Origin of the sequence: Intrasporangium calvum DSM 43043 (assembly GCF_000184685.1) — a bacterium.
Taxonomy (GTDB): domain Bacteria; phylum Actinomycetota; class Actinomycetes; order Actinomycetales; family Dermatophilaceae; genus Intrasporangium; species Intrasporangium calvum.
The window spans coordinates 909764-931792 of record NC_014830.1; the positions used below are offsets into that span (position 1 = coordinate 909764).

Below are 22029 nucleotides of genomic sequence, written 5' to 3' on the forward strand. Positions count from 1 at the left end.
CGGTCGGGAGAGAGGGCGCGGCTCACCCTGCTCTCGGCAGGCGGACCACGGCTCGAAGTCCGGGCGCGGCATCCTCGAGTCGCACGTCGCCTCCGGTGCGTCGCAGCAGAGCCCGGGTGATCGGGAGCCCGAGCCCGCTGCCTCCGCTGTCCCGGTCGCGGGCCTCGTCGAGTCGGGTGAACCGGTCGAAGACGCGCTCCCGATCCTCGGCGGGGATGCCATGACCGTCGTCGGTGACGGTCAGCTGCACCTGGTGGCCGACGGCGGTCGCGTCCAGGACCACGCTGGTCCGTGCATGACGGACCGCGTTGTCGACGAGGTTCGTCAGGGCGCGGGTGAGGTCGGCGCTCGCCGCGCGGGTGGGGAGCTCGCGGCCGGCCAGGCCCGGGGCCGTGCGGACGGGAACGCGGGCGTGGGCATACCGTCTGGCCACGTCAGAGACGAGCTGGCCGACGTCGAGGTCGGAAGTCCGGCGTGTCGTCGCGGCGTCGTCGGCCCGCGCGAGCAGGAGCAGGTCGTCCACGAGAGTGGTCAGCCGGTCCACGTCGGCGAGGAGCTCGGCCGGTAGGTCGCCGCCCTCACCGAGTCGCTCGGCCACCTCGAGCTGCGTCCGCATGCTCGCGAGCGGGCTGCGCAGCTCGTGCGCCGCATCGGCGACGAAGGCCCGCTGCTTGTGCCGAGCTGCGGTGACCCGCTCGAGCATGGCGTTCAAGGTCGTTGCCAGGGCGCTGATCTCGTCGCGGGTGGGCGGCACCGGCAGGCGCTCGGTCTCCGATGACGACTCGTCGATGCGCTCGGCGCCCCGGCGCAGGGCCTCGACCGGCGCGAAGGCCGCACCGATGACGCGCCACGCGATGACGGCCAGAACGGCGAGGAGCAAGGGGAAGATCCAGAGCAGCAGGGTGCGCAGGGTCGCTGCGCTCTGCTCCACGTCGGCCGTGGGTGCCGCTGCGACGACGGAGAACTGACGCCCCGAGGGCACGGACGGGCCAGCCCCCACAGCGGCGACCAGGAGCCGACCGGCAAGCCCCGATCGGCTGCCCGGGACACTCACCCGCTCCCCGGCCAGGGCGCGCCGCAGCTCGTCGGGAGTGACGAGGGCAGTCAGCCGGTCTGCGGTCACCGAGGCGGTCACCACCCGGCCCGCGGCGTCGAGAACCTGGACGACCTGGGACCCGGAGACCGGAACCGGGTCGGGCAGCTGACCCGAGTCGACGAACAGGGCCACCTGCTCCGCGCTCGCCCGGGCCGTGCCCTCCACGGATCGTCCGAGTGAGGTCGTCAGCACCGTGTAGAGCAGCACGCCCCCGATCACCAGCGCGCCGGCGAGCCCGGCGAGGCCGATGAGCATCAGTCGGGCGCGGATGCTGAGCCCGGCCAGGCGGGTTCGCACCGACCGCCGGGCCGGGGCGCTGGTCACGGCGCCATCCGGTAACCCACGCCCCGGACGGTCTCGATGCGGGCCCGGCCGAGCTTGCGACGCAGGTAGCCCACATACACCTCCACGACGTTGGCGTCGTCGAGGCCACCCCAGACCGCGTCGAGCAGCTCCTCCTTGCGGACGACAGCCGGGTGAGCCCGGATCAGGTGCTCGAGGAGCAGGTACTCCCGCGGGGCGAGGGCCACCTCGACTCCGTCGACCTCGACGGCGTGACCCGCCGGGTCGAGCGTCACCCCGGCGGCCCGCAGGATCGTGGGGCGCGGTGCGGGGTCGCGCCGCAGGAGCGCCCGGAGCCGGGCCAGCAGCACGACGAAGGAGAACGGCTTGGTCAGGTAGTCGTCGGCGCCGTAGTCGAGGCCGTCGGCCTCGTCGTACTCCCCGTCCTTCGCGGTGAGAAGGAGCACCGGCACCCAGTTCTGCTCGGTGCGAAGCGTCTTGACGACCGTGTAGCCGGACAGGCGCGGCAGCATGATGTCGAGGACCACGACGTCGTAGGCGCCGAACCGCGCCGCGTCGAGCCCCGCCTGGCCGTCGCCGACGTGGTCGACGACGTACCCCTCTGCGGTGAGCCCGCGCACGATCGCAGCGGCCATCCGGGCCTCGTCCTCCACCAGCAGCACCCGCACCCCGTCACGATGTCACGCCGCAGGGCCCGTACGCCGCCGAGCACGCCGGAACGGTCTCAGCCCACTCTCAGGAGGGAGGGCGCACGATGGGCACATGAGCTTCTTCATCGAGCACCCCAGGGCCCGGTGGGCCCTCCCCGTCGCCGCGGCCGGCCTCATCGGCGCCACGGTCATCAGCCTCAACCAGGCGGCCAGTGCCGATGCCGGACTTCCCTCGCGGACCGCTGCGCAGCTGCTCGCCGACGTCCGCTCCTCCGATGTGTCCAGTCTCTCCGGGACCGTCGTCCAGACCGCCGACCTCGGCCTGCCCTCGATCCCCGGGATGGGCGGCTCGGGCGGCCCCGGCTCCGCGAGCAGCTCGCTGACCTCCCTCATCTCCGGCACCCACACCTGGCGCGTCTGGCTGGACGGCCCCACCCGTCAGCGCCTCGCCCTGATCGGCAGCAACGGGGAGTCCGACGTCATCCACAACGGCAAGGACCTCTGGTTGTGGTCCAGCGCGGACCGGACCGCGGTGCACCACGAGCTCGACGCCGACCAGGTGGGAGCCGGGACGGACGGCAAGCACCTTCCCGGTGTCCTGCCGAGCGGGGTGCCCAGCGCGTTGCCGTCCAGCCTGCCGCGCACCCCGGACGAGGCCGCGAGCGCGGCCCTCGCGCTGGTCGGCGAGAGCACCACCATCACGACCTCCGGCACCGCGTCGGTCGCAGGCCGCTCCGCGTACGAGCTGGTCCTCACGCCGAAGGACCCCAACACCTTGGTCAAGTCGGTGCGGATCGCCATCGACGGACAGGAGCGCGTCCCCCTGCGGGTGCAGGTGTACTCGACGAAACTGACGAACCCGGCGTTCGAGGTCGGCTTCACCGCCGTGGACTTCGCGCAGCCGGACTCCCGGCAGTTCGAGTTCACCCCGCCCGCCGGCACCACCGTGACCGAGTCCGACGAGCTCATGCCACCCAAGGCCTCCGACGGCAGCGACACCACGCCGAGCAAGCCGTCCACCGACACGCTGGCCGGCCTGACGGGGCGGCCGAAGGTCGTCGGCTCCGGCTGGAGCACCGTGCTCGTCGCACCGTTCTCCCTGCCCGACGCCCAGCCGGGCGCCGGCGGGACCGCGGGGGACAGCGCAGCCCAGCTCAGCGGCATACTCAAGGCCCTGCCGACCACGTCGGGTGCGTGGGGCAGCGGGCACGTCCTCCAGGGCACCCTCTTCACGGTCGTCCTGACGGACGACGGGCGGGTCGCGCTCGGTGCCGTCGCCCCGGACCAGCTGTTCAGCGCCCTGGCTGCGAAGTGACCGAACTCCTGCCGGCACAGCCGGCGTCAGCCCCCGAGCGCGATCTCGCCATCGCGACCCGGGGGCTGACGAAGCGTTTCGGTTCCCGCGCCGCGGTGGACGACCTGGGCCTCGTCGTGCCGCGGGGCTCGGTGTATGGCTTCCTCGGCCCCAACGGGTCGGGCAAGACGACGACGATCCGCATGCTCCTTGGTCTGGTCCGTCCCTCTGCTGGCACGAGCACCCTTCTCGGACAATCCATTCCGGCTGGCGCGCAAGCAGCGCTCCCGCATGTCGGGTCCCTGGTGGAGGGTCCTGCCTTCCACCCGTACCTGTCGGGTCGGGCGAACCTGCAGCGGCTGGACGCGGCCGACCTGACGGCCGACCCGCGGACGTCGAGGCAGCGCGTCGACGCCGCCCTCGACCGCGTCGGCCTGCTGGCAACTGCAGGCAAGCGCTACCGCGCCTACTCCCTCGGGATGCGCCAGCGCCTGGCCATCGCGGCCGCGCTGCTCATGCCGCGCGAGCTGCTCGTGCTCGACGAGCCGACCAACGGCCTCGACCCGCAGGGAACCCGAGAGGTCCGGCACCTCGTCGCCTCCCTCGCCTCGGACGGCACGACCGTCTTCGTGTCGAGCCACCTGCTGTCCGAGGTGGAGCAGATGTGCACCCACCTCGGCGTGATGAGTGACGGTCGGCTCGTCGCCCAGGGTTCGACGTCGGAGGTCCGTGGGGGAGCGGCACCGACGGCCCGCATCCTGACCGACCAGCCCACCGAGGCGACCCGGATCATGTCCGAGCTCGGGCTCACCGGGGTGGAGGCGATGCCGGGCGGGGTCCGAGGCACCCCCAACGGCGTCGCACCGGAGAAGATCGTGGCGGCGCTCGTCCAGGGCGGCGTCGGCGTCAAGGAGTTCACCGTGACCAGTCCCAGCCTCGAGGACCTGTTCGTCGCGCTCACCGGGGAGGGTTTCGATGTCAGCGGCTGACCCGGTTCTCGCCGACGTTCACGGCGCGGACCCGCACGACGCAGGTGCGACGGTCGCGCGGAGGCTGTCCACCCGCCTGCTGCGTTCGGAGCTGCGGCTCATCGCCGGTCGCCGCCGCAACCAGATGGGGCTCCTCGTGCTCGCCGCGGTACCCGTCCTCATCGCGGTGGCCGTCCGGCTCTCGTCGCCGCGCGAGGGCCGGGGCCCGGACTTCCTCTCCTCGATCACGTCGAACGGGCTGTTCGTCCCGCTCGCCGCGCTCAGTGTCGAGCTGGGGCTCTTCCTGCCGCTCGCCATCGCCATGCTCGCCGGTGACTCGGTCGCCGGTGAGGCCAACCTCGGGACGCTGCGGTACCTGCTGACCGTGCCGGTCGGGCGCACCCGCCTGCTGGTGACCAAGTACATCTCCCTCATGATCGGGGCCGTGTGGGGCGTCGCCGTCGTCGTCGTCGCCGGGACGATCGCCGGGATCGCCCTCTTCGGCACCGGACCGATGCTGACCCTGTCGGGCACCGAGATCTCGTTCGGATCGGCAGTGTGGCGCGTCGTCCTCGTCAGCCTCTACGTCGCCGCCGGGCTCGCCGCGCTCGCCGCCGTCGGCCTGTTCATCTCGACGCTCACCGAGCAGCCGCTCGCCGCGACGGTCGCGCTCATGATCTTCACCATCCTGTCGTGGATCGCGGTCTCGGTGCCGCAGATCTCGTGGCTGCATCCCTACCTCCTCGTGGACCAGTGGATGGCGTTCGGTGACCTGCTGCGCGACCCGCCGTTCTGGGACAACATCGCCCAGGGCCTCTGGGTCGACCTGGCGTATGCCGTCGTGTTCGGTCTGCTCGCCTGGGCCCGCTTCGCGGGCAAGGACATCACGAGCTGACCCCGCCGACCGCACGGCTCAGCGGGCGCGCGGGACCGAGCCCAGCGGCATACGGAACGAGTCGTATGCCGCTGGGCGCGCTTCCAACGCCTCTGGCCTGAGCGTTCGGTGCCCGCACAGCCTCCGATGTGCAGTGCCCAGCGCCCCGAGTGGGGCAGGATGGTGCGATGTCCAGCCCACGAGGGACAGTCGACGTGGTCGAACCGCCGATCGCGGATCGCGTGCGTCGACCCGCCGATGCGCTGAGGCTGGGTCTCGTCCTCGTCGTCCTCGCTGCCTCGCTGGCTCTCGCCGACGTGGCTGTCGGCACGACCGGCGCGCTCGAGCAGGACCTGGCCCTCGCGACGAGCGGCCTGCCCCGCCTGCTCCTCCAGGTCGTCAGCTGGCTCTCGGGCATCGGTGTCGTCGTGCTGCCCCTTGCCGTGGGCACCGACCTCGTCGTCCGCGGCCGGCCCTCGCAGCTCGTCCACGCGCTCGCCGCCTCCGGCGCGGCGGCCCTCGTCGTGGTCGGGCTGCGGGCTCTCAGCTTCGACGGACCCCTCAGCAGCCTGCTCCGCACCCTGACCCGCCCGCTCGCCGAGGGCCGTACCGACCCCCTTGACGCCGTCATCGTCTCGATGATGGCGCTGCTCACGGTGGCCGACATCATCGGGCGCAAGTGGATCTCCCCGCTTGCGATCGTCGTCATCGGGTCAACCGTCGTGACGGCCTTTCTCTCCGGCACGAGCACGGCCCTGGCCCTGTTCACCTCGGTGCTCCTCGGCTGGGCGGTCGGCCTGGCCTTCAGGTTCGCCTTGGGCGCCACCTCGACGCGGCCCCCCGGGTCGCAGATCGCCGATGCGCTGGTCGCGGCCGGCGTCCCGCTGGTGCGACTCGAGCTGGTGGACTCCGACGACGCGGGCGACCGCCGCTACCGCGGCACGACGACCTCGTCGACGGTGGACGTCCAGGTCATGGACCGCGACACCTTCGGGCTCGCGTCCGGCCGGCGGCTGCTGCGTCTCCTGCGCCTGCGCAAGGGCACGACCCGCCCGGCCCTGACGCTGCGCGCTGAGCTCGAGCACCGGACCCTCATGGGCCTGGCGCTCGCCCAGGCCGGCATCCCCGCGCCGCGGCCGGTCGCCGCCCGCGAGGTGGGGCCCTTCTCCGCCGTCATCGCCTATCTCGACCGGGCCGGAGCTCCGTTGTCCGAGCTGGGAGCCGAGCTCGACGACGCGCAGCTCGCCGACATCTGGCGCCTGCACGCCACCTTGCTGCGCCTCAGCATCGCCCACCGAGGACTCGGCCCGGACGTCGTCATGGTCACCGACGACGGTCGAGCGGGCCTGCTGCGCGTCGGCGGCGGCGACATCGCCGCCGACGAGCTGACGCTGCGCATCGACACGGCCCAGCTGTTGACGACGGTCGGCCTCGCCGTCGGCGCGGCGCGCGCAGTCCAGTCGGCCACCGCGGTGCTCGGAGCGGATGTGGTCTCCCGGGCGCTGCCGCTGTTGCAGCCGATCGCTCTGACGCCGACGACGCGCGCGGTGCTCAAGCAGCACAAGGGCCTGCTCGGCTCGCTGCGCGACGAGATCGAACGCGGCCGGCCCACCGAGGAGGTCGTCGCACCGGTCGAGCTGCGCCGTGTGACGCTGCGTGGTCTCGTCACCGTCGTCGGCGGTGGGGTCGCGGCCTACCTGCTCCTCACCCAGCTGGCCAAGGTCGACCTGGGCAAGGTCATCGCCAACGCGAACCTCGGCTGGGCCCTGGCGACCGTCATCTTCGCCACCCTGACCTTCGCCGGCGCGTCGCTCGCGCTCAGCGGTGCCGTCGACCTGGCGTTGCGGTTCGGCCGGACCTACATGACCCAGCTCGCCGTGGCGTTCAGCGGGCTGGTGGCGCCCGCCGCCATCGGCAACATCGCCCTGAACACCCGCTACCTCCAGAAGGCGGGGGCCGAGCCGGCCGTTGCAGGAGCGAGCGTGGGGGTCGCGCAGCTGGCCCAGTTCTCCTCGTACTTCGTCCTGCTCATCATCTCCGGTGTCCTCGCCGGCACCGGCCCGCGCGCCTCCTTCACGCCGCCGGCCGTCCTCGTCGCCGCCGTGCCCATCGTCATCCTCGTGGTCCTCGCCCTGCTCGCCGTCCCGCGGGTTCGTCGGCTCATCACCCTCCGCGTCGTGCCCCGGGTCAGGACCGTCGTCCCACAGGTCCTCTCCGTGCTCCAGCACCCGCGCAAGCTCACCCAGCTGCTCGCCGGAGCGCTCCTCCTCGACGTGTCCTTCGTCGCCGCCCTCGTCTGCGCCACCCGCGCCTTCGGGGCCACGCAGCCGGTCGCGGCCATCGCCGTCGTCTACTTCGCCGGCGCGATCATCGGCTCTGCCGTGCCCACCCCGGGCGGCCTCGGCGGGATCGAGGCAGCGATGTCCGCGGGCCTGATCGCCATCGGCGTCGACGGGGGGACGGCCGTGTCCTCCGTGCTGCTCTACCGCCTGGCGACGTACTGGCTGCCGATCCCCTTCGGCTGGTACTCCCTCAACCGGCTCCAGAAGCTCCAGGCCATCTGACTCTCCGCTGAGCCTCGTCGCGGTCGCCGGTGCCTTGCACTTCAGGCCTTCCGCCCAGCCCGATCGACCGGTGCCCCCAGCCGGCGGCACGGTGGCCGACGTTGCGGCCGCCTACCTCGACACCGCCGCGCGCCAGGACTGCGCGTTCACCGCGGTCCCTAGGGGGCTTGCTTGAGGCGGTCGACATGACTCGGTTTCGAGCGATGCGACACCTACTCCGTCAGCAGGTGCAACCACGAGTCCGTGAGCTCCTCAAGGCAAACCTCCCGCTGCCTGTCGCTGCGCCATCCCACCGCGAAGTAACGACGCGAGAGGTACTCGAACTGGCCGAACGCCAACAGGCTGCGCACCCGCCGGCGTTCGGTGGTGTACCTACCGGCTCGCTCCAGGCCAGTGGCCATCTGCTGAACGACCTGCTCGTACCAGTCCTCGGTTCGGCTGGCGACGTCCGGCTCATGGGATGCCTGGTAGCTCACGATCATGTAGGGCTTGATCGCGTCCCACTGGCTCATGCGCGAGTCCAGCCACGCGCGGATCTTTGCCTGTTGGCCCGACTCCACTACGTCACTGAGCGGCGGGCCCTCGAGAGAGACCAGCATCTCGTGGGCGTGACCCACCAGCTGGCTGACGAGTTCACCCTTCGACGGGAAGTGCAGATAGAACGTCGTGCGGGTGGCACCGGCTGCCTTGGCGATGTCATCGACGGTCGCCGCGGCATATCCCTTGCGGAGAAACATCTCCAGCCCGCTCTGGAGGAGGAGATCCTTCGTCAGCGCCTTCTGTGCTTCGCGCAGGTTGCCCATGGACGGACCTTACTGCGGGAGCGTGTTGTTTCATGAGCTGCCGCGTTCGGTGGGTTGGCAGCATGTCGCATCGGCGGACAAGCGACCGTCGTCCCCACCCGTCCTTGTCGCTCAACGCTCTGTGTCATTCATCTCGTGCATCCACGACCATGCAGAACATGCGCTTGCCTAATGCCGGTACGAGCCCTCACCTTGGGTGACAACCTGTTCCCCCGACCCGAGGTGCCGCATGCCGAACTCCACCCCGCCCGTTTCCGACATCGACCTGTTCGACGACGCCGTCACGGTTGACCCCTGGCCGACCTACGCAGCCCTGCGCGAGCTCGCCCCCGTGGTGTACCTTCCCGCGAACGACACGTATGTCCTCACGAGATACGAGGGCATCCGCAACGCCCTTCTCGACTGGGAGACCTTCTCTTCCGTCAACGGCATCGGCTTCAACCCGATGGTCAACGAGGCACTGACCGGCACGTCCCTGGCGTCAGACCCGCCGGTCCACACGCAGCTGCGCGCGACCCTGACCGAGAACCTGTCCCCCCGCGCGCTGCGTGGCCTGAAGGCCACCATCGACACGAAGGCTGATGCCCTCGTCGAGCAGCTCGTCAACAAGGGCTCGTTCGAGGCCATGGACGCCCTGGCCCGGGCCCTGCCGCTCGAGGTCGTCGCGGACCTCATCGGCTTCACCGGCGATGCCCGACACAACATGCTCCGGTGGGGGCAGGCCGCCATGCAGGTCATCGGCCCGATGAACGAGCGCACCGCCGAGAACTTCCCCATTGCCGGCGAGCTCTACGGGTGGTGCTCGAGCGTCACTGCCGAGGACCTCCAGCCGGGCTCGGTCGGGCGCGGGATCTTCGACGCCGAGGGCCGCGGCGACATCCCGCCCCACACGGCCGGCCACATCATCCACCAGTACCTCGGCGCCGGGGTGGACAGCACCATCGCCTCGATCGGCAACATCATCGCGCTCTTCGCGGCACACCCGGACCAGCTCGCGCTCGTCCGCGAGAACCCCGCTCTCGTCCCAGCGGCGTTCAACGAGGTGCTGCGTTACTGGCCTCCGCTCCACGTGTGGGGCCGACGCGCCACCAAGGACGTCGACGTCGAGGGCCTTCGCATCCCCGCCGAGGCGCACGTCGGCCTCCTCTTCGGCGCGGGCAACCACGATCCGCGCCACTACGACGACCCCGAGGCGTTCCTGGTCGAGCGGAACCCGGTCGACCACCTTGCGTTCGGCTACGGTCCGCATGGTTGCGCCGGGCAGGGGCTCGCGCGACTCGAGGCCCACGCGGTGATCGACGCCCTCGCCCGTCGCGTCGGGCGACTCGTCGTCGGACCGGAGGTGCGCCTCCCCACGAACATCACCCGCAGCATCGACGAGCTGGCCGTCCTCGAGGTGGTGCCGGCATGAGGATCGTGCTGGACCGGGCGCGCTGCGAGGGGCACGGCCTGTGCGAGGAGGCTGCGCCGCAGCTGATGCACCTCGATGACGAGGGCGAGCTCGTGCTCGACCGCGAGGAGATCTCCGTCACCGACTCTGCCGCGAATGCCGAGGCCAACGCGGCCGTGCGCGTCTGCCCCGTCGCGGCACTTCGGATCGCATGAGCCGCCCGACCGAGCAGGCGGGGCGGGTCGACCGGGTCCTCGTCGTCGGCAACGGCATCGCCGGCCTGACTGCGGCGGACACCTTGCGAGGGGCCGGCTTCGAGGGGGACCTCACCATCGTGGGGGACGAGACGCACGCGGCGTACAGCCGGCCCGCACTGTCGAAGGCTCTCCTCCATGACGGCGACGATCTTTCTCACGAGCTCGCGCCGCCGACCCATGGGGCGACCGAGCTCCTCGGAGTGCGCGCGACCGGCCTCGACGTCGAGCGACGCCGCGTCGCGCTCGACGACGGGACGGACCTCCCCTACGACCGGCTCGTCATCGCCACGGGCTCCCGAGCGAGGCGACTGTCCGACCTCCCCGAAGAGCTGACTCTCCGGGGACTCGACGACGCGCTGCACCTCCGCAGCCGCCTCGCCGAGAAGCCGTCAGTGATCGTCGTGGGCGGGGGCCCGCTCGGCATGGAGATCGCCTCCGGCTGCCTCGCGGCCGGCTCCCAGGTGACCCTCGTGTCTCAGGGCGTCCCGCTCCTCCTGCAGCTCGGCCCGCACCTCGGCGAGGTCTTCACCGCGGCGGCCCGCGAGCGAGGGCTCACGGTCGTGGACACCGAGTACGCCCGCCTCGAGCGCGGTGGAGCGCATGCGGGGGCCAGCCGTGTCGTCCTCGACGACGGCACCGTCCTGGAAGCGGACCTCGTCGTCACAGCCGTGGGCGACGTCCCCAACACCGAGTGGCTCGCGAGCAGCGGCCTGGTGACCAGCGGACCGCTCACCGTCGACAGCCGTGGGCTCGTGCGGCCCGACGTCGCCGCGGCCGGCGACCTCGCAGCGTTCCCCACGCCCTACGGCATACGCCGGATCCCGCTGTGGAGCAGTGCGATCGAGCAGTCCAAGGTTGCGGCAGCCGCGCTGATCCGCGGTCAGGAGGCGCCGACGCTGCACTTCCAGCCCTACTTCTGGACCGAGCAGTTCGGCCTCAGCCTCAAGGCGGTCGGCTACATGCCGGTGTTCGGCCCACCCGCCTACGTCGACGGTGGGCCCGGTGGCCCGGCGCTGATGCGATGGGCTCGCGAAGACGGGACCGGCGTTGCGGCTGCCCTCAACTACCGCATCCCGATTCCCCGGCTCCGGCGGGTGACCCAGCAGGCGGCGTAGATTCGTCGCCATGAGCGACGCGGGAGAGGGCACCACGGGCTCGGGGCTCGACCGGCTCGGGTCGGTCAACCTCAACCTCCTCGTGCCGCTCCTCGCGATTCTCGAGGAGCGGTCCGTGACGAGGGCGGCAGAGCGCGTGGGACTGACGCAGCCCGCGATGAGCCACGCCCTGCAGCGGATGCGACGGCTGCTCAACGACGACCTGCTCGTCCGGCACGGCAACGACGTCACGGTGACTCCTCGCGGGCTCGAGCTCATCGCGCCGGTGCGGGCGACCCTGGAGCGCGCCGCTCAGGTCGTCAACTTCCCGTCCTTCGACCCGGCCGCCGACCGGCGGGTCATCACCATCGCCATGACGACGAGCACGGCGTTCGTTCTCGGGCCGCGGCTGAGCCGGCTGCTGCGCGAGCGGGCACCACACGCGACGCTCCGTATCCGCACGATCACCGTGGCGTCCGCCTCGACCTTCACGGAACACGGCGTCGACGTCGTCCTGCTCTCGGAGGCCTTCACCTCGCCCTACCCACGCGAACGGCTCTACGACGACCGAATCGTCGTCGTCGCCTCGACGGACACCCCACCGGCGGCAACTGCACTCGACCTGCTCACCAGCGAGCCGCACGTTGTTGTCGACTCCGAGCGTCGCGTCTTCCCGTATGCCGTCCTCGACGAGCACGAGGTCACGTACCGGGTCGGCGTGCTCGTCTCGGACTTCCTCCTCGTCCCGTACCTCGTCGCGCGCGGGGGTGGCGTTGCGCTGCTGCGCTACCGGGTCGCCGCCGAGATGAGGACGCTCGTCGACCTGAGGATCGAGGAGGCGCCCTTCCGACTCCCCGGACTCGGCATCGACCTGGTCTTCAACCCGCACCTGGCCGACCAGTACTTCATGGCCTGGCTGCGTCAACTGCTGTTCGAGGCGGCCCGTCCCTGCCCCACTCGACCCTGATGGTCAGCGGCGGCGGCCGATCGAGGCGACCCAGCTCTCGGCGAGGACGTCGAGCATCTCGTCGCGCGCCACGCCCCAACGGTCCGGCTGCCACTGGCGCGCAACGTGGTCGAGCTCGGTGATGGCGAGGACGCTCCGGAAGTGACGGGTGGTGGCCGGGAAGCGCTCGGCCCGGTCCAGGCCGTCCCTGATGTCGCCGATCGCCTCATCCAGCCACTCGTCAAGGAGGGTGCGGATCTCCGGGTCGACCGCGGCGGCGGCGTGGGCGGTGGTCGTGTAGGGGCGGATCGCGTCCCAGCGCTCGGAGGTCGTGGCGAGCCACGACCGGATCCGCTCGGGTGAGCCGTCCTCGACGACCGCGACGAGCTCGTTCTCGGTGGACCCGCGCTCGGCCGACGGGACCCGGGCCAGCAGGGCGTTGAGCCGCTCGGCGAGGAGAGCCTTGACGACCTCGACCTTGGACGGGAAGTAGGCGTAGAAGGTCACCCGGGTGGTGCCGGCCGCCGTCGCGATGTCGTCGACCGTCGTCGTGGCGTAGCCCTTCGAGACGAACAGGTCCAAGCCGGCGTCGAGCAGGAGCGTGCGCGTCATCTCCCTCTGTGCCGCACGCAGCCTCGCCATGGCGCCAGCGTAGGGCACGGAGAGCGGCGCTCGTGCACGGTGCTCATTGGAAATACGATATGAGCAGCCTATTAACACTATGTAAAGCAATATGACACCTTGCCCAGCAGAATGATCTCGTGCGCTTCGGTGGCGAGCCCGGCCGTCATCACCGACTGGCTGACCGTTCGACATGGCCCTTCAACGAGGAAGACATCAGCAATGACGCAGACCCTCCGGCGCGTTCCGGGCTACACCGCCACGGTGATAGCCGGCTCCTTCGCCGTCCTCCTGGCCCAAGTGGCCTACTCGCTTCCAGGTGCCCTCAACGGCACGTTCCAGCAGGAGTTCCAGGCCACCGGCTCCGAGCTGACCTGGATCACCGCCGCCTTCGCGATCCCGATGGTCGTCTTCGAGCTGACGACCGGCGTGATCGGCGACCTGTTCGGCCGCAAGCGCCTGCTCCAGGCCGGCGCTCTGCTCACCGTCATCGGCTCGCTCGTCGCGGCCCTCGCCGGCACCGTGCAGGTGATGTGGGTCGGTCAGATCGTCGCCGGTCTGGGAGCCGCAGTGCTCTACCCGATCTCCTTGGCGATGATCGCGGCTCTCGCGCCCAGCCACGACGCCCGTGCGAAGGCGATCGCTCTCTGGGCGGGATTCCTGTCCATCGGCGCGGCCATCTCGCCCCTGCTCGGTGGCGCCTTCGCGGCGAGCGGCAACTGGCGCGGCGCCTACATCGTCGTCATCGTCGCCGCGCTCGCCTCGATCCTCATCACGTCGCGGGCGACCGACTCCTCGGCACCGGAAGGCCGCAAGCTCGACGTCCCAGGGCAGGTCACCCTCGCGGTCGGTCTCATCGCCGTGCTCTATGCCGCGACGCAGGGCTCCGACTCGGGCTTCCTCCAGCCGAGCGTGGTCGCCGCGTTCGTGGTGGGCGTGCTGCTCCTCATCGCCTTCGTCGTCATCGAGTTGCGAACCGAGTCGCCGCTCCTGCACCTGCACCTCTTCGCCAACCGGGCGTATGCCGTCGTCGCGATCGCCACGGTCATCGGCATGTTCGCCTTCCTGGCCACTGCCTTCTCGATGAGCATCTGGCTGGGGGCGATCCAGCACCAGAACCCGCTGATCATCGGCGTGATGTTCCTCTTCATCCAAGGTCCTGCCTTCGTCCTGGTTCCGGTCGTCTCCCACTTGATCCGCAACGTGCCGGCGCGCTGGATCCTCACGAGCGGTTTCGTTCTCATGGCTGCCGGCGGCTTCTGGCCCTCGACCTTCGACGTCAACGACCTGGGCTGGACCCGCTTCATCGCCCCGATGCTCCTGCTCGGCATGGGCTTCGCCCTCACGGTCGGCTCCATCACCGCCGTGGCGATCAACACCGTCCCCGTGCGCCTCGCGGGGATGGCGAGCGCGACGACCAACCTCCTGCGCGATCTCGGTTTTGCGCTCGGGCCGGTCCTCATCGGCGCGGTGGCCTTCAGCAAGGCGAATGAGTGGATGCTCGAGAAGATCGGCCCGGTGATCGGCGCGTCCGGCCTCCGGCCGCCGTTCAGCGACATCGCGGCTGGCATCGCCCACCAAGGCGGCGCCATGGCGATCAACTCCATGCCCGTGGTTCCGGGACCGGGACCGGACCTGCCTCCCGTCCCGATGCCGGCGCAGCTCCAGCAGCTGGCTTTCGAGTCCCTCGGTGACGCCTTCAACACGGCCTTCCTGCTCGCTGGGGTCTGCGCCCTGCTCGCCGCCGCCCTGACGCTCTTCGGCCTGTTCGGGCACCACGAGCCGTCGTCCGAGGTCGAGAGCGGGGAGCACGACGACGAGCTCGCCGCCACCCGCTGAGCGACCACCTGTAGTCGGCGGGTGGAGGCCGCCGCGCCCGTGCGGGGCCTCCACCCGTCCGACCTTCACCCGTTTTACGTACTGATCATTCAATTGACACTATGTAAGAATTAATGTCAGCCTTCAACATCGCCCGTCCGGGCGTACCACGACGTGAGCAAGGACGCTGACGAAAGGAGAGCCGGTGAACGGCAAACCCTCTGCCGAGGTCCTCACCGTCAACACGGTGCTCGGCCCGGTGCCCGCCCACGAGCTCGGCGTGGTCTCGATCCACGAGGCGCTGCTGTCCGTGGTCCCCGGCGCCGAGCACGCGTTCGACGTGACCATCGACCGGGTCGAGGTCTTCGAGACCCTCGCAGCAAAGCTGCGTGACTTCCGCGAGCACGGCGGGGGCACGATCGTCGACAGCACCGGCATGTTCCACGGCCGTGACGTCCGGCTCCACGAGGCGCTCTCGCGGTCGACCGGCGTGCACATCGTCGCGTCGACGGGCATGGGCCCCGAGGAGATGCTGGGTGGGTACTTCCTCACCCCGCAGACCAACCCCCCGACGCCGTGGCCGGCGGAGAAGTTCGCCGACCTCTTCGCCAAGGAGGTCACCGAGGGAATGGTCGTGCCCCGGGTCGAGCGCCGCGGAGCAGCCGGCATGGTCACGACGACGGCGACGCGCGGCGGCATGACGGCCACCGACGAGAGCCTCTTCCGCGGCGCGGCCCGGGCGGCCATGAGCACCGGTGTCCCGCTCTCGATCCGTTTCGGCGCGGACGCACTCCGCGACCTGGACGTCGTCCTCGACGAGCGGATCCCGGCCGACCGTGTCGTGGTCGGCGGGCTCGACCGCGCCGTGGCGTATGCCGCTGGGTGGCCTCTCGAGGTCGCCGGCCGTGGCGCGTACGTCGCCCTCGACCACGTCGGCACCGAGGGCGCCGAGTATGCCACCGACGCCGAACGCGTCGCCCTCGTCGCCGCGCTCGTGGCCGCCGGTCACGGCAACCGAGTGCTGCTGTCGACGGGCGCCACCGGCGTCTCCAAGGGCGAGCCCGGGGTCGACGTGCCCTACAGCCACGTGCTGACGGCCTTCGTCCCCCTCCTCAAGGCCCACGGCGTCGGCGACGACGACGTGCAGCGGATCCTCGTGGACAACCCGCGCAACCTGCTCTCGGTGCGATGACCGTCCCAGCGCCCCAGCCCGTCCAGACGCCGCCCGGAAGGTGAGTGCAGTGCCCAGAGTGAACACCGTCCTGGGGCCGATCCCCACGGAGGAGCTCGGTCTCGTAGCCGTCCACGAGCACATCGGGTACGGCATGCCGGGCTCCGAGCTCGACACGCGGTGGTGGAAGTCCCCCGAGGAGCGCTACGACGAGACGGTCCCCAAGCTGCGCCAGTTCCACGAGTACGGCGGCGGGACGTTCGTCGACGCGACCGGCATCTGCAACGGACGCGACGTCAACTACTACCAGTCGCTCTCGGAGAAGACCGGCGTGCACATCGTCGCCTCCACGGGCTTCGTCGGCGGTGACACGGCCCTGCCCTTCTTCGCCCGCGCGAGCGTCGACTACCTCGCCGCCCACTTCATCCACGAGATCACCGTCGGCATCGGGACCACAGGCGGCAGGGCCGGCATCATCAAGGTCGGCGTCAGCCGCGGCGGGCGGATGACCGACCTCGACAAGCGGATCTACCGGGCCGCCGCCAAGGCAGCGCTCGCCACCGGCGTGCCGGTCCTGACCCACCTGGCCATCGACGCAGAGAACGCCATCGCGATCTTCACCGAGGAGGGCCTGCCGCTCGACCGGGTGCTCTTCGGCCACGTCGACGACGGCGTCAACGCCGACAAGACCCGCGACACCTGGATCGCCGACCAGGGCGGCCGCATCGGTTTCGACACCTTCGGCTACGAGACCGAGCTGCCCGACCCGCCCTTCTGGGCTCGTCCCCGCAGGCAACGGCTCGAGCACTTCCTGCGCTTCATCGGCGAGGGTCGCCTCCACCAGGTCCTCGCCTCCGCCGACGCGAACTGCAGCCCGCTCGGCTGGCCCGGCGTCAAGGGCCACACCGTCAACTACATCTTCGAGGACCTCATCCCGGACCTCCGCGCCGCCGGTCTCGACGAGGCCGCCATCACGACGATCTTCGTCGACAACCCCGCGAGCTTCCTCAGCATCACGAACTGACAAGGACGACAGTCATGCACTCCTCAGACCTCAAGAACCTCACCATCGCCGTCATCGGCGCCGGCTACGGCGGCGCAGCAGCGGCCAAGGCCCTCTCCCTGCTGGGCGCGAAGGTCAACGTCTACGAGCAGGCGAGCCAGATCCGCGAGGTCGGCGCCGGCATCGGCCTGCGTCCCTCCTCGATGGACCAGTTCCGCCAGTGGGGCATCTTCGACGCCATCGCCAAGGTCAGCTCGGCGAGCGACTATTTCGAGATCCTCAGCGCGACCGGCCACCCGATCATGAAGGACGAGTGGCCGGGCATGGAGGAGTACGCCGTCAAGACGCACACCCACCTCATCCACCGCGGCGACTTCATCGAGGCCCTCGTGGGCGTGCTCCCCGAGGGGATGGTCCACCTCGGCCACAAGCTCGCGCGCATCGAGGACAGGGGCGACCGGGCCGTCGCGACCTTCGCCAACGGCGTGACCATCGAGGCCGACCTCATCGTCGGCGCCGACGGCATCAAGTCGACGGTCCGCGAGCAGCTCTTCAGCAACCAGCAGCCGGTGTTCGCGGGCGAGCACGCCTACCGCGCGGTCGTCGACGTCGACGACGCCCACGGCCTGGTCGTCGACGACAACCTGCGGATGTATGTCGGGCGCGGCACGAAGGTGTACGTCCTACCGCTGCGCCACCGCGGCCAGATGTCCTTCGACGTGACTGCGCTGCGCACCGACAGCAGCTGGTCGCCCCAGCCGTCCAAGGATGACCTGATGGCGATGGTGGAGGGCTTCGACGAGCGGATCGTCGCGACGGCGGGCGACCTCGACATGTCCAAGGTCAACGTCCGCGCCGTCTATGACATCGACCCGGTCGACACATGGCACTCCGACTCCGTCGCGCTGCTCGGCGACGCCGCCCACTCGATGTGCCACCACCAGGGCCAGGGCGCCAACTCTGCGATCCTCGACGCCGGCGGTCTCGCCGACGCCCTGCGTGAGGCGGCCTCCGTCAAGGAGGCGCTCGCCCTCTACCAGGCGACGCGCAAGCCGGTCACCGACGAGCTGCAGCGCATCTCCCGCCAGGGCTGGAGCGAGGACGAGATCAACGACGTCTTCCCCGGCCAGAAGCCCGCGGCCCAGCAGCCGCAGAGCTGAACCATGCCGCTGCATCCCGAGATCGCCAAGGTCCTCGCGAGCCTCCCGGCGCCGCCGCCGGGTCCACTCGACCCGGTCGCGATGCGCGCCGGCGAGGAGGCGATCGTCCCTCCCCCCGAGGAGCGCCTTCCACTCCCGTCGGTCGAGGACGTGACCGCGCAAACCCTCGTCGGCGACGTCACCGTTCGGGTCTACACCCCGACGGACTCAACGGCATACGGCGTGCTCGTCTACTTCCACGGCGGGGCGTTCTTCCTCGGCAGCCTCGACACGCACGACCACGTCGCACGGTCCCTGGCGAAGGAGACCGGGCTCAAGGTCGTCTCGGTCGACTACCGGCGGGCGCCCGAGGCGGCCTTCCCTGCGGGCCTCGACGACTGCTACGGGGTCGTCCGCTGGGTCGCCGAGCACGGCCAGAGCCTCGGCTGGGACGGCGAGACGCTGGCGATCGCCGGTGACAGCTCGGGAGGGACCTTCGCGGCCGCCGTGGCCGCGCTGGCGCACGACGACGGGTTCGACCGGATCACGCACCAGGTCCTCTACTACCCGTCGCTGGACCTCGACTTCGACGAGGACCGCTACGCCTCGCTGCGGGAGAACGCGATCGGCCACGGCCTCGAGACCGCCGCCCTCAAGCCGTTCAACGCCTTCTACCTGGAGAGCGGCGCCGACCCCGCGGACCCCCGGGTCTCCCCGATCAAGCGCGCGAACCTCACCGGGCTGCCGAAGGCGCTCGTCGTCACCGGCGAGTTCGACCCGTTGCGCGACGAGGGTGAGCTGTATGCCGCTCGGTTGCGGGACGCTGGCGTCGATGCACGGGTCAGCCGGTATGCCGGAGCCGGTCACGGCTTCGTCCAGCACTTCTCGTGGATCCCGGAGTACCACCATGTCTTCGAGGAGACCGCGGCCTTCCTGGGCAGGCGGTGAACAGGATGGCCGAGGTGGCGATCCACCCACTGGTCTCGCCGTGGGGCCGGTTCGGGCTCTACAGCTTCTACCTCGACGCCCCCGAGCCGGCCATCGTCGACACGGGCATCGCGTCCTCACCGGCCGAGGGCATGGCCCCCGCGCTGGAGGCCATCGGCCGGCGCATCGAGGACGTCCGCTGGATCCTGCTGACGCACGGCCACATCGACCACGTGGGCGGGGCGCACGCCCTGTGGGAGATGACCGGTCGGCGCGCGCAGGTCGTCATCCACGAGGCCGACGCACCCATGCTCCGCTCGCGACGCGCGCACGTCGACGAGTACCTCGCCGGCCGGGGCCGTTACCTCCACGATCCTGACGGCGAGGCGAAGGTGACGGCCGCAGCGAACGCGGTCATCTCCGGTGAACTGGAGCCGACCACGCTCGTCAGGGGCGGCGAGGTCCTCTCCCTCGGCGGCGGGGTCACCGTCTCCGTCCACTCGATCCCCGGCCACACGGCCGGATCGGTCGCCTACGTCGTCGACGGGCAGCGATCGGTCTTCGTCGGTGACGCCGTCCAGGTCCACGGGGCCGCCAACGGCTTCCCCGGCTTCGAGCACCCGACGGCCTACCGCACGAGCCTCGAGTACCTCCGGGACGAGGTCCGACCCAGGCGCCTCTACCTCGGCCACCCCTACCGCAGAGCCGACGGGACGGCATACGGCGTGGAGCTCGACGCAGCACAGGCCGCCGAGGCCCTCCGCGAGAGCCTCGAGATCGAGGGGCGCGTCGCCGCCGCAGCGCACGACAGCCTCTGCGCGGGACTGCGCGAGACGGCCTCTCCCTACTCCCCATTCGCACCCGTCGCCGCGCAGGTCGGCTACGAGAACGACCCGACCCTCGAGCCGGCACCGTTCTTCACGTCGATGCACGGCTACCGCACGCAGTACGAGAACGAACCCCGCGAGACCACAGGCCACACCGAGACCCAGTGACAGAGGAGCAACGCAGCCATGGCTGACGTCCAGACCATCCGGGCAGGACTGCAGGACATCGTCGTTCACAAGGATCTCCGGGTCCCGATGCGCGACGGTGTCACGCTGGCCGCTGACGTCTACCGCGGCACCGAGAACAGGCCGCGCCCGGCGCTCGTCGCGCTGAGCCCCTATGGCAAGGAACTGCAGGCGCTCGCGCTCACCACGCCGCCGCAGCGCCGTCCCTCGCCGATGTGGGATGGCTGCATCGAGGCCGGCGACATTGCTCGCGTCGTCGCCGAGGACTACGTCCACGTGATCGGCGACCTGCGCGGCTCCGGCGACTCCGAGGGGGAGCACATCGGGAACTACAACGCGGGCGGGGTGTCGCTCGGCCAGGACGCCTACGACTTCATCGAGTGGGTCGCCGAGCAGCCGTGGTGCGACGGCAACGTCGGGATGATCGGCATCTCCTACTTCGGATCCATGCAGATCTTCGCCGCCGCGGAGCGCCCGCCACACCTCAAGGCCGTGTTCATCTCCGGCGGCCATTACGACTTCTACGAGACGACCTACCACGGCGGCATCATGTGGTTCATGCCGCGGGCCGCCCGGGAGGGCCGTGGCGGGGACTCCGGCTGGGCCTTCACCGACCGCACGAAGTCACGCATGCTCGAGACCTACTCGCCGGAGCAGATCAAGCAGCGCGTCGCCGAGCGACTCAAGGACCCCGACGTCGCCGCCTGGCCGAACCTCGTCCACGTGCTGCACTACCCGAAGCATCACGAGGCGTGGTTCGACATCGTCATGAACGAGCTCGACGGGGAGTGGTACGAGGAGCGCAACCCGATCAACCTCGCGAGGAACATCGACATCCCGGTCTACCTCCAGATCGACCAGGGCCGCGGCTGGACCGTCGACGGTCACATCGAGCTCTTCGAGGTCCTCAAGGGTCCGAAGCGGCTCGACATCGGCTCCTACCCACCGATGCAGTCGCGCCCGTGGATCGAGGAGCACGACAAGATGTTCCGCTGGTACGACTACTGGCTCAAGGGCATCGACAACGGGATCATGGACGAGCCTGCCGTGAGCGTCTTCGTCGAGGGCTCGCGCGAGGTCTTCACGGCCGAGGAGTGGCCACCCAAGGGCATCGACCACCGGCCCGTCTACCTGCGTCCGCGTCGCAAGCTCTCGCTCGAGCCCGAGCCGATGGGCGCCGAGCATGCCGCGCCCGACGGGTTCTACCAGGCGCCCCTCACGGTCACCGACAAGGTCGAGATCATCGACTGGAGCACGGCGCCCTTCGAGGAGCCGACCGAGATGATCGGCACTGGCGCCGCACACCTGTTCGTCGAGATCGACCAGCCCGACACGAATCTCATCCTGCGTGTCTGGGACGAAGCCCCCGGCGGCACACGTCAGCTCGTCACGACCGGCTTCCTCAAGGCCTCGCACCGCGAGCTCGACGAGCGCAGCACCGAGGGCAACCCCTACCACCCGCACACCCGGGCCGTGCCTGTCGAGCCGGGGGTGATCGAGGAGTACGTGCTGCGCCTCTACCCCTTCGCCGCAACGTTCCTGCCCGGCCACCGGATGGTCGTGGAGCTGTCCAACGACGAGCCGCTGACCGACGCCCACAATGCGCTCCTGCCGCCCGACGCGTTCCACCTGCCGGTCGGTCGCCCGGTCACCCACAAGATCTACCGCGACGCGGTGCACCCGTCGCGACTCGTGCTGCCGTTCACGCGCCAGGCGCCGCCGTCCGCGGAGGACGAGCGGTGACCGACGCGTTCGTCTACGCCGCCGTCCGGACGCCGTTCGGCCGCTTCAACGGCGGCCTCGGCGGGGCCCGACCCGACGACCTCGCCGCCGCCGTGATCCAGTCGCTGCTCGCCAAGGCCCCCGGCCTGGAACCGTCGGCCGTGGACGAGGTGGTCTGGGGCAACGCGAACGGCGCGGGGGAGGAGAACCGGAACGTCGGACGGATGGCGGCGCTGCTGGCCGGGCTGCCGACCTCCGTCCCCGGGACGACGATCAACCGGCTCTGCGGCTCGAGCCTGGACGCTGCGATGGCCGGCTCGCGCACGATCGAGACGGGTGACGCCGACATCGTGCTCGTCGGCGGCGTCGAGGTGGC

Annotated in this window: 19 protein-coding genes and 1 pseudogene; 16 read left to right on the forward strand and 4 right to left on the reverse strand. The window is 70.6% G+C overall.

Annotation, left to right across the window (positions count from 1 at the left end; genetic code table 11):
• Positions 1 to 22: 22 nt before the first annotated feature.
• Complete coding sequence (locus INTCA_RS04175; protein ID WP_013491682.1) at positions 23 to 1420, reverse strand: sensor histidine kinase; 1398 nt, start codon at positions 1418 to 1420, stop codon at positions 23 to 25.
• Positions 1417 to 2067, reverse strand: a complete 651-nt coding sequence (locus tag INTCA_RS04180) for a response regulator transcription factor (RefSeq protein ID WP_013491683.1) — start codon at positions 2065 to 2067, stop codon at positions 1417 to 1419. The genes INTCA_RS04175 and INTCA_RS04180 overlap by 4 nt, the downstream gene beginning before the upstream one ends.
• Before the next feature lie 94 nt (positions 2068 to 2161).
• Here INTCA_RS04180 and INTCA_RS20210 point away from each other — a divergent pair, with 94 nt between their 5' ends.
• The 4 genes from INTCA_RS20210 to INTCA_RS04200 all read left to right on the forward strand — a co-directional run bounded on the left by INTCA_RS20210 (position 2162) and on the right by INTCA_RS04200 (position 7749).
• Positions 2162 to 3364 (forward strand): LolA family protein, encoded by a 1203-nt coding sequence (locus INTCA_RS20210; RefSeq protein WP_013491684.1) that lies wholly within the window; start codon positions 2162 to 2164, stop codon positions 3362 to 3364.
• On the forward strand, positions 3361 to 4332 hold the full coding sequence (locus INTCA_RS20215) for an ABC transporter ATP-binding protein (protein ID WP_013491685.1): 972 nt from the start codon (positions 3361 to 3363) through the stop codon (positions 4330 to 4332). Before INTCA_RS20210 ends, INTCA_RS20215 begins: the two co-directional genes overlap by 4 nt.
• On the forward strand, positions 4319 to 5206 hold the full coding sequence (locus INTCA_RS04195) for an ABC transporter permease (protein WP_013491686.1): 888 nt from the start codon (positions 4319 to 4321) through the stop codon (positions 5204 to 5206). The genes INTCA_RS20215 and INTCA_RS04195 overlap by 14 nt, the downstream gene beginning before the upstream one ends.
• 167 nt (positions 5207 to 5373) lie before the next feature.
• A complete protein-coding gene (locus tag INTCA_RS04200) occupies positions 5374 to 7749 on the forward strand; it encodes a lysylphosphatidylglycerol synthase transmembrane domain-containing protein (RefSeq protein ID WP_013491687.1) in 2376 nt (791 codons plus the stop codon).
• A 212-nt stretch (positions 7750 to 7961) separates the two neighbouring features.
• Here INTCA_RS04200 and INTCA_RS04205 read toward each other — a convergent pair whose 3' ends face one another.
• A complete protein-coding gene (locus INTCA_RS04205) occupies positions 7962 to 8552 on the reverse strand; it encodes a TetR/AcrR family transcriptional regulator (protein WP_013491688.1) in 591 nt (196 codons plus the stop codon).
• A 229-nt stretch (positions 8553 to 8781) separates the two neighbouring features.
• On the opposite strand from INTCA_RS04205, the gene INTCA_RS04210 reads away from it, so the two are divergent.
• Genes INTCA_RS04210 through INTCA_RS04225 form a run of 4 tightly spaced genes read left to right on the forward strand, consistent with a single transcriptional unit; the run spans position 8782 to position 12260 of the window.
• Complete coding sequence (locus tag INTCA_RS04210; protein ID WP_013491689.1) at positions 8782 to 9963, forward strand: cytochrome P450; 1182 nt, start codon at positions 8782 to 8784, stop codon at positions 9961 to 9963.
• Positions 9960 to 10157 (forward strand): ferredoxin, encoded by a 198-nt coding sequence (locus INTCA_RS04215; RefSeq protein WP_013491690.1) that lies wholly within the window; start codon positions 9960 to 9962, stop codon positions 10155 to 10157. The genes INTCA_RS04210 and INTCA_RS04215 overlap by 4 nt, the downstream gene beginning before the upstream one ends.
• Positions 10154 to 11314 carry an NAD(P)/FAD-dependent oxidoreductase gene (locus INTCA_RS04220; protein ID WP_013491691.1) on the forward strand — a complete coding sequence of 387 codons (1161 nt, stop codon included), beginning with the start codon at positions 10154 to 10156 and terminating at the stop codon, positions 11312 to 11314. Before INTCA_RS04215 ends, INTCA_RS04220 begins: the two co-directional genes overlap by 4 nt.
• Before the next feature lie 10 nt (positions 11315 to 11324).
• Entirely contained in the window at positions 11325 to 12260 is a 936-nt protein-coding gene (locus INTCA_RS04225; protein WP_013491692.1) for a LysR family transcriptional regulator, read from the forward strand.
• Positions 12261 to 12263: 3 nt separating this feature from the next.
• On the opposite strand, the gene INTCA_RS04230 is transcribed toward INTCA_RS04225, so the two are convergent.
• Complete coding sequence (locus INTCA_RS04230; RefSeq protein ID WP_041307257.1) at positions 12264 to 12881, reverse strand: TetR/AcrR family transcriptional regulator; 618 nt, start codon at positions 12879 to 12881, stop codon at positions 12264 to 12266.
• Between the two features lie 201 nt (positions 12882 to 13082).
• On the opposite strand from INTCA_RS04230, the gene INTCA_RS04235 reads away from it, so the two are divergent.
• The 8 genes and pseudogenes from INTCA_RS04235 to INTCA_RS04270 all read left to right on the forward strand — a co-directional run.
• Positions 13083 to 14699, forward strand: a complete 1617-nt coding sequence (locus tag INTCA_RS04235; protein ID WP_013491694.1) for an MFS transporter — start codon at positions 13083 to 13085, stop codon at positions 14697 to 14699.
• A gap of 184 nt (positions 14700 to 14883) precedes the next feature.
• Positions 14884 to 15870 carry a phosphotriesterase family protein gene (locus INTCA_RS04240; RefSeq protein WP_013491695.1) on the forward strand — a complete coding sequence of 329 codons (987 nt, stop codon included), beginning with the start codon at positions 14884 to 14886 and terminating at the stop codon, positions 15868 to 15870.
• A 49-nt stretch (positions 15871 to 15919) separates the two neighbouring features.
• Positions 15920 to 16873: a phosphotriesterase family protein gene (locus INTCA_RS04245; protein ID WP_013491696.1), complete on the forward strand. Its 954-nt coding sequence runs from the start codon at positions 15920 to 15922 to the stop codon at positions 16871 to 16873.
• A 14-nt stretch (positions 16874 to 16887) separates the two neighbouring features.
• Positions 16888 to 18012: an FAD-dependent monooxygenase gene (locus INTCA_RS04250; RefSeq protein ID WP_013491697.1), complete on the forward strand. Its 1125-nt coding sequence runs from the start codon at positions 16888 to 16890 to the stop codon at positions 18010 to 18012.
• A 3-nt stretch (positions 18013 to 18015) separates the two neighbouring features.
• A complete protein-coding gene (locus tag INTCA_RS04255) occupies positions 18016 to 18939 on the forward strand; it encodes an alpha/beta hydrolase (RefSeq protein ID WP_013491698.1) in 924 nt (307 codons plus the stop codon).
• A 5-nt stretch (positions 18940 to 18944) separates the two neighbouring features.
• On the forward strand, positions 18945 to 19913 hold the full coding sequence (locus INTCA_RS04260) for an MBL fold metallo-hydrolase (RefSeq protein WP_013491699.1): 969 nt from the start codon (positions 18945 to 18947) through the stop codon (positions 19911 to 19913).
• An 18-nt stretch (positions 19914 to 19931) separates the two neighbouring features.
• Complete coding sequence (locus INTCA_RS04265) at positions 19932 to 21674, forward strand: CocE/NonD family hydrolase (protein WP_013491700.1); 1743 nt, start codon at positions 19932 to 19934, stop codon at positions 21672 to 21674.
• Positions 21671 to 22024: pseudogene (locus INTCA_RS04270) on the forward strand (thiolase family protein); the annotation flags it as partial. The gene INTCA_RS04265 and the pseudogene INTCA_RS04270, both read left to right, overlap by 4 nt.
• Positions 22025 to 22029 lie beyond the last annotated feature (5 nt).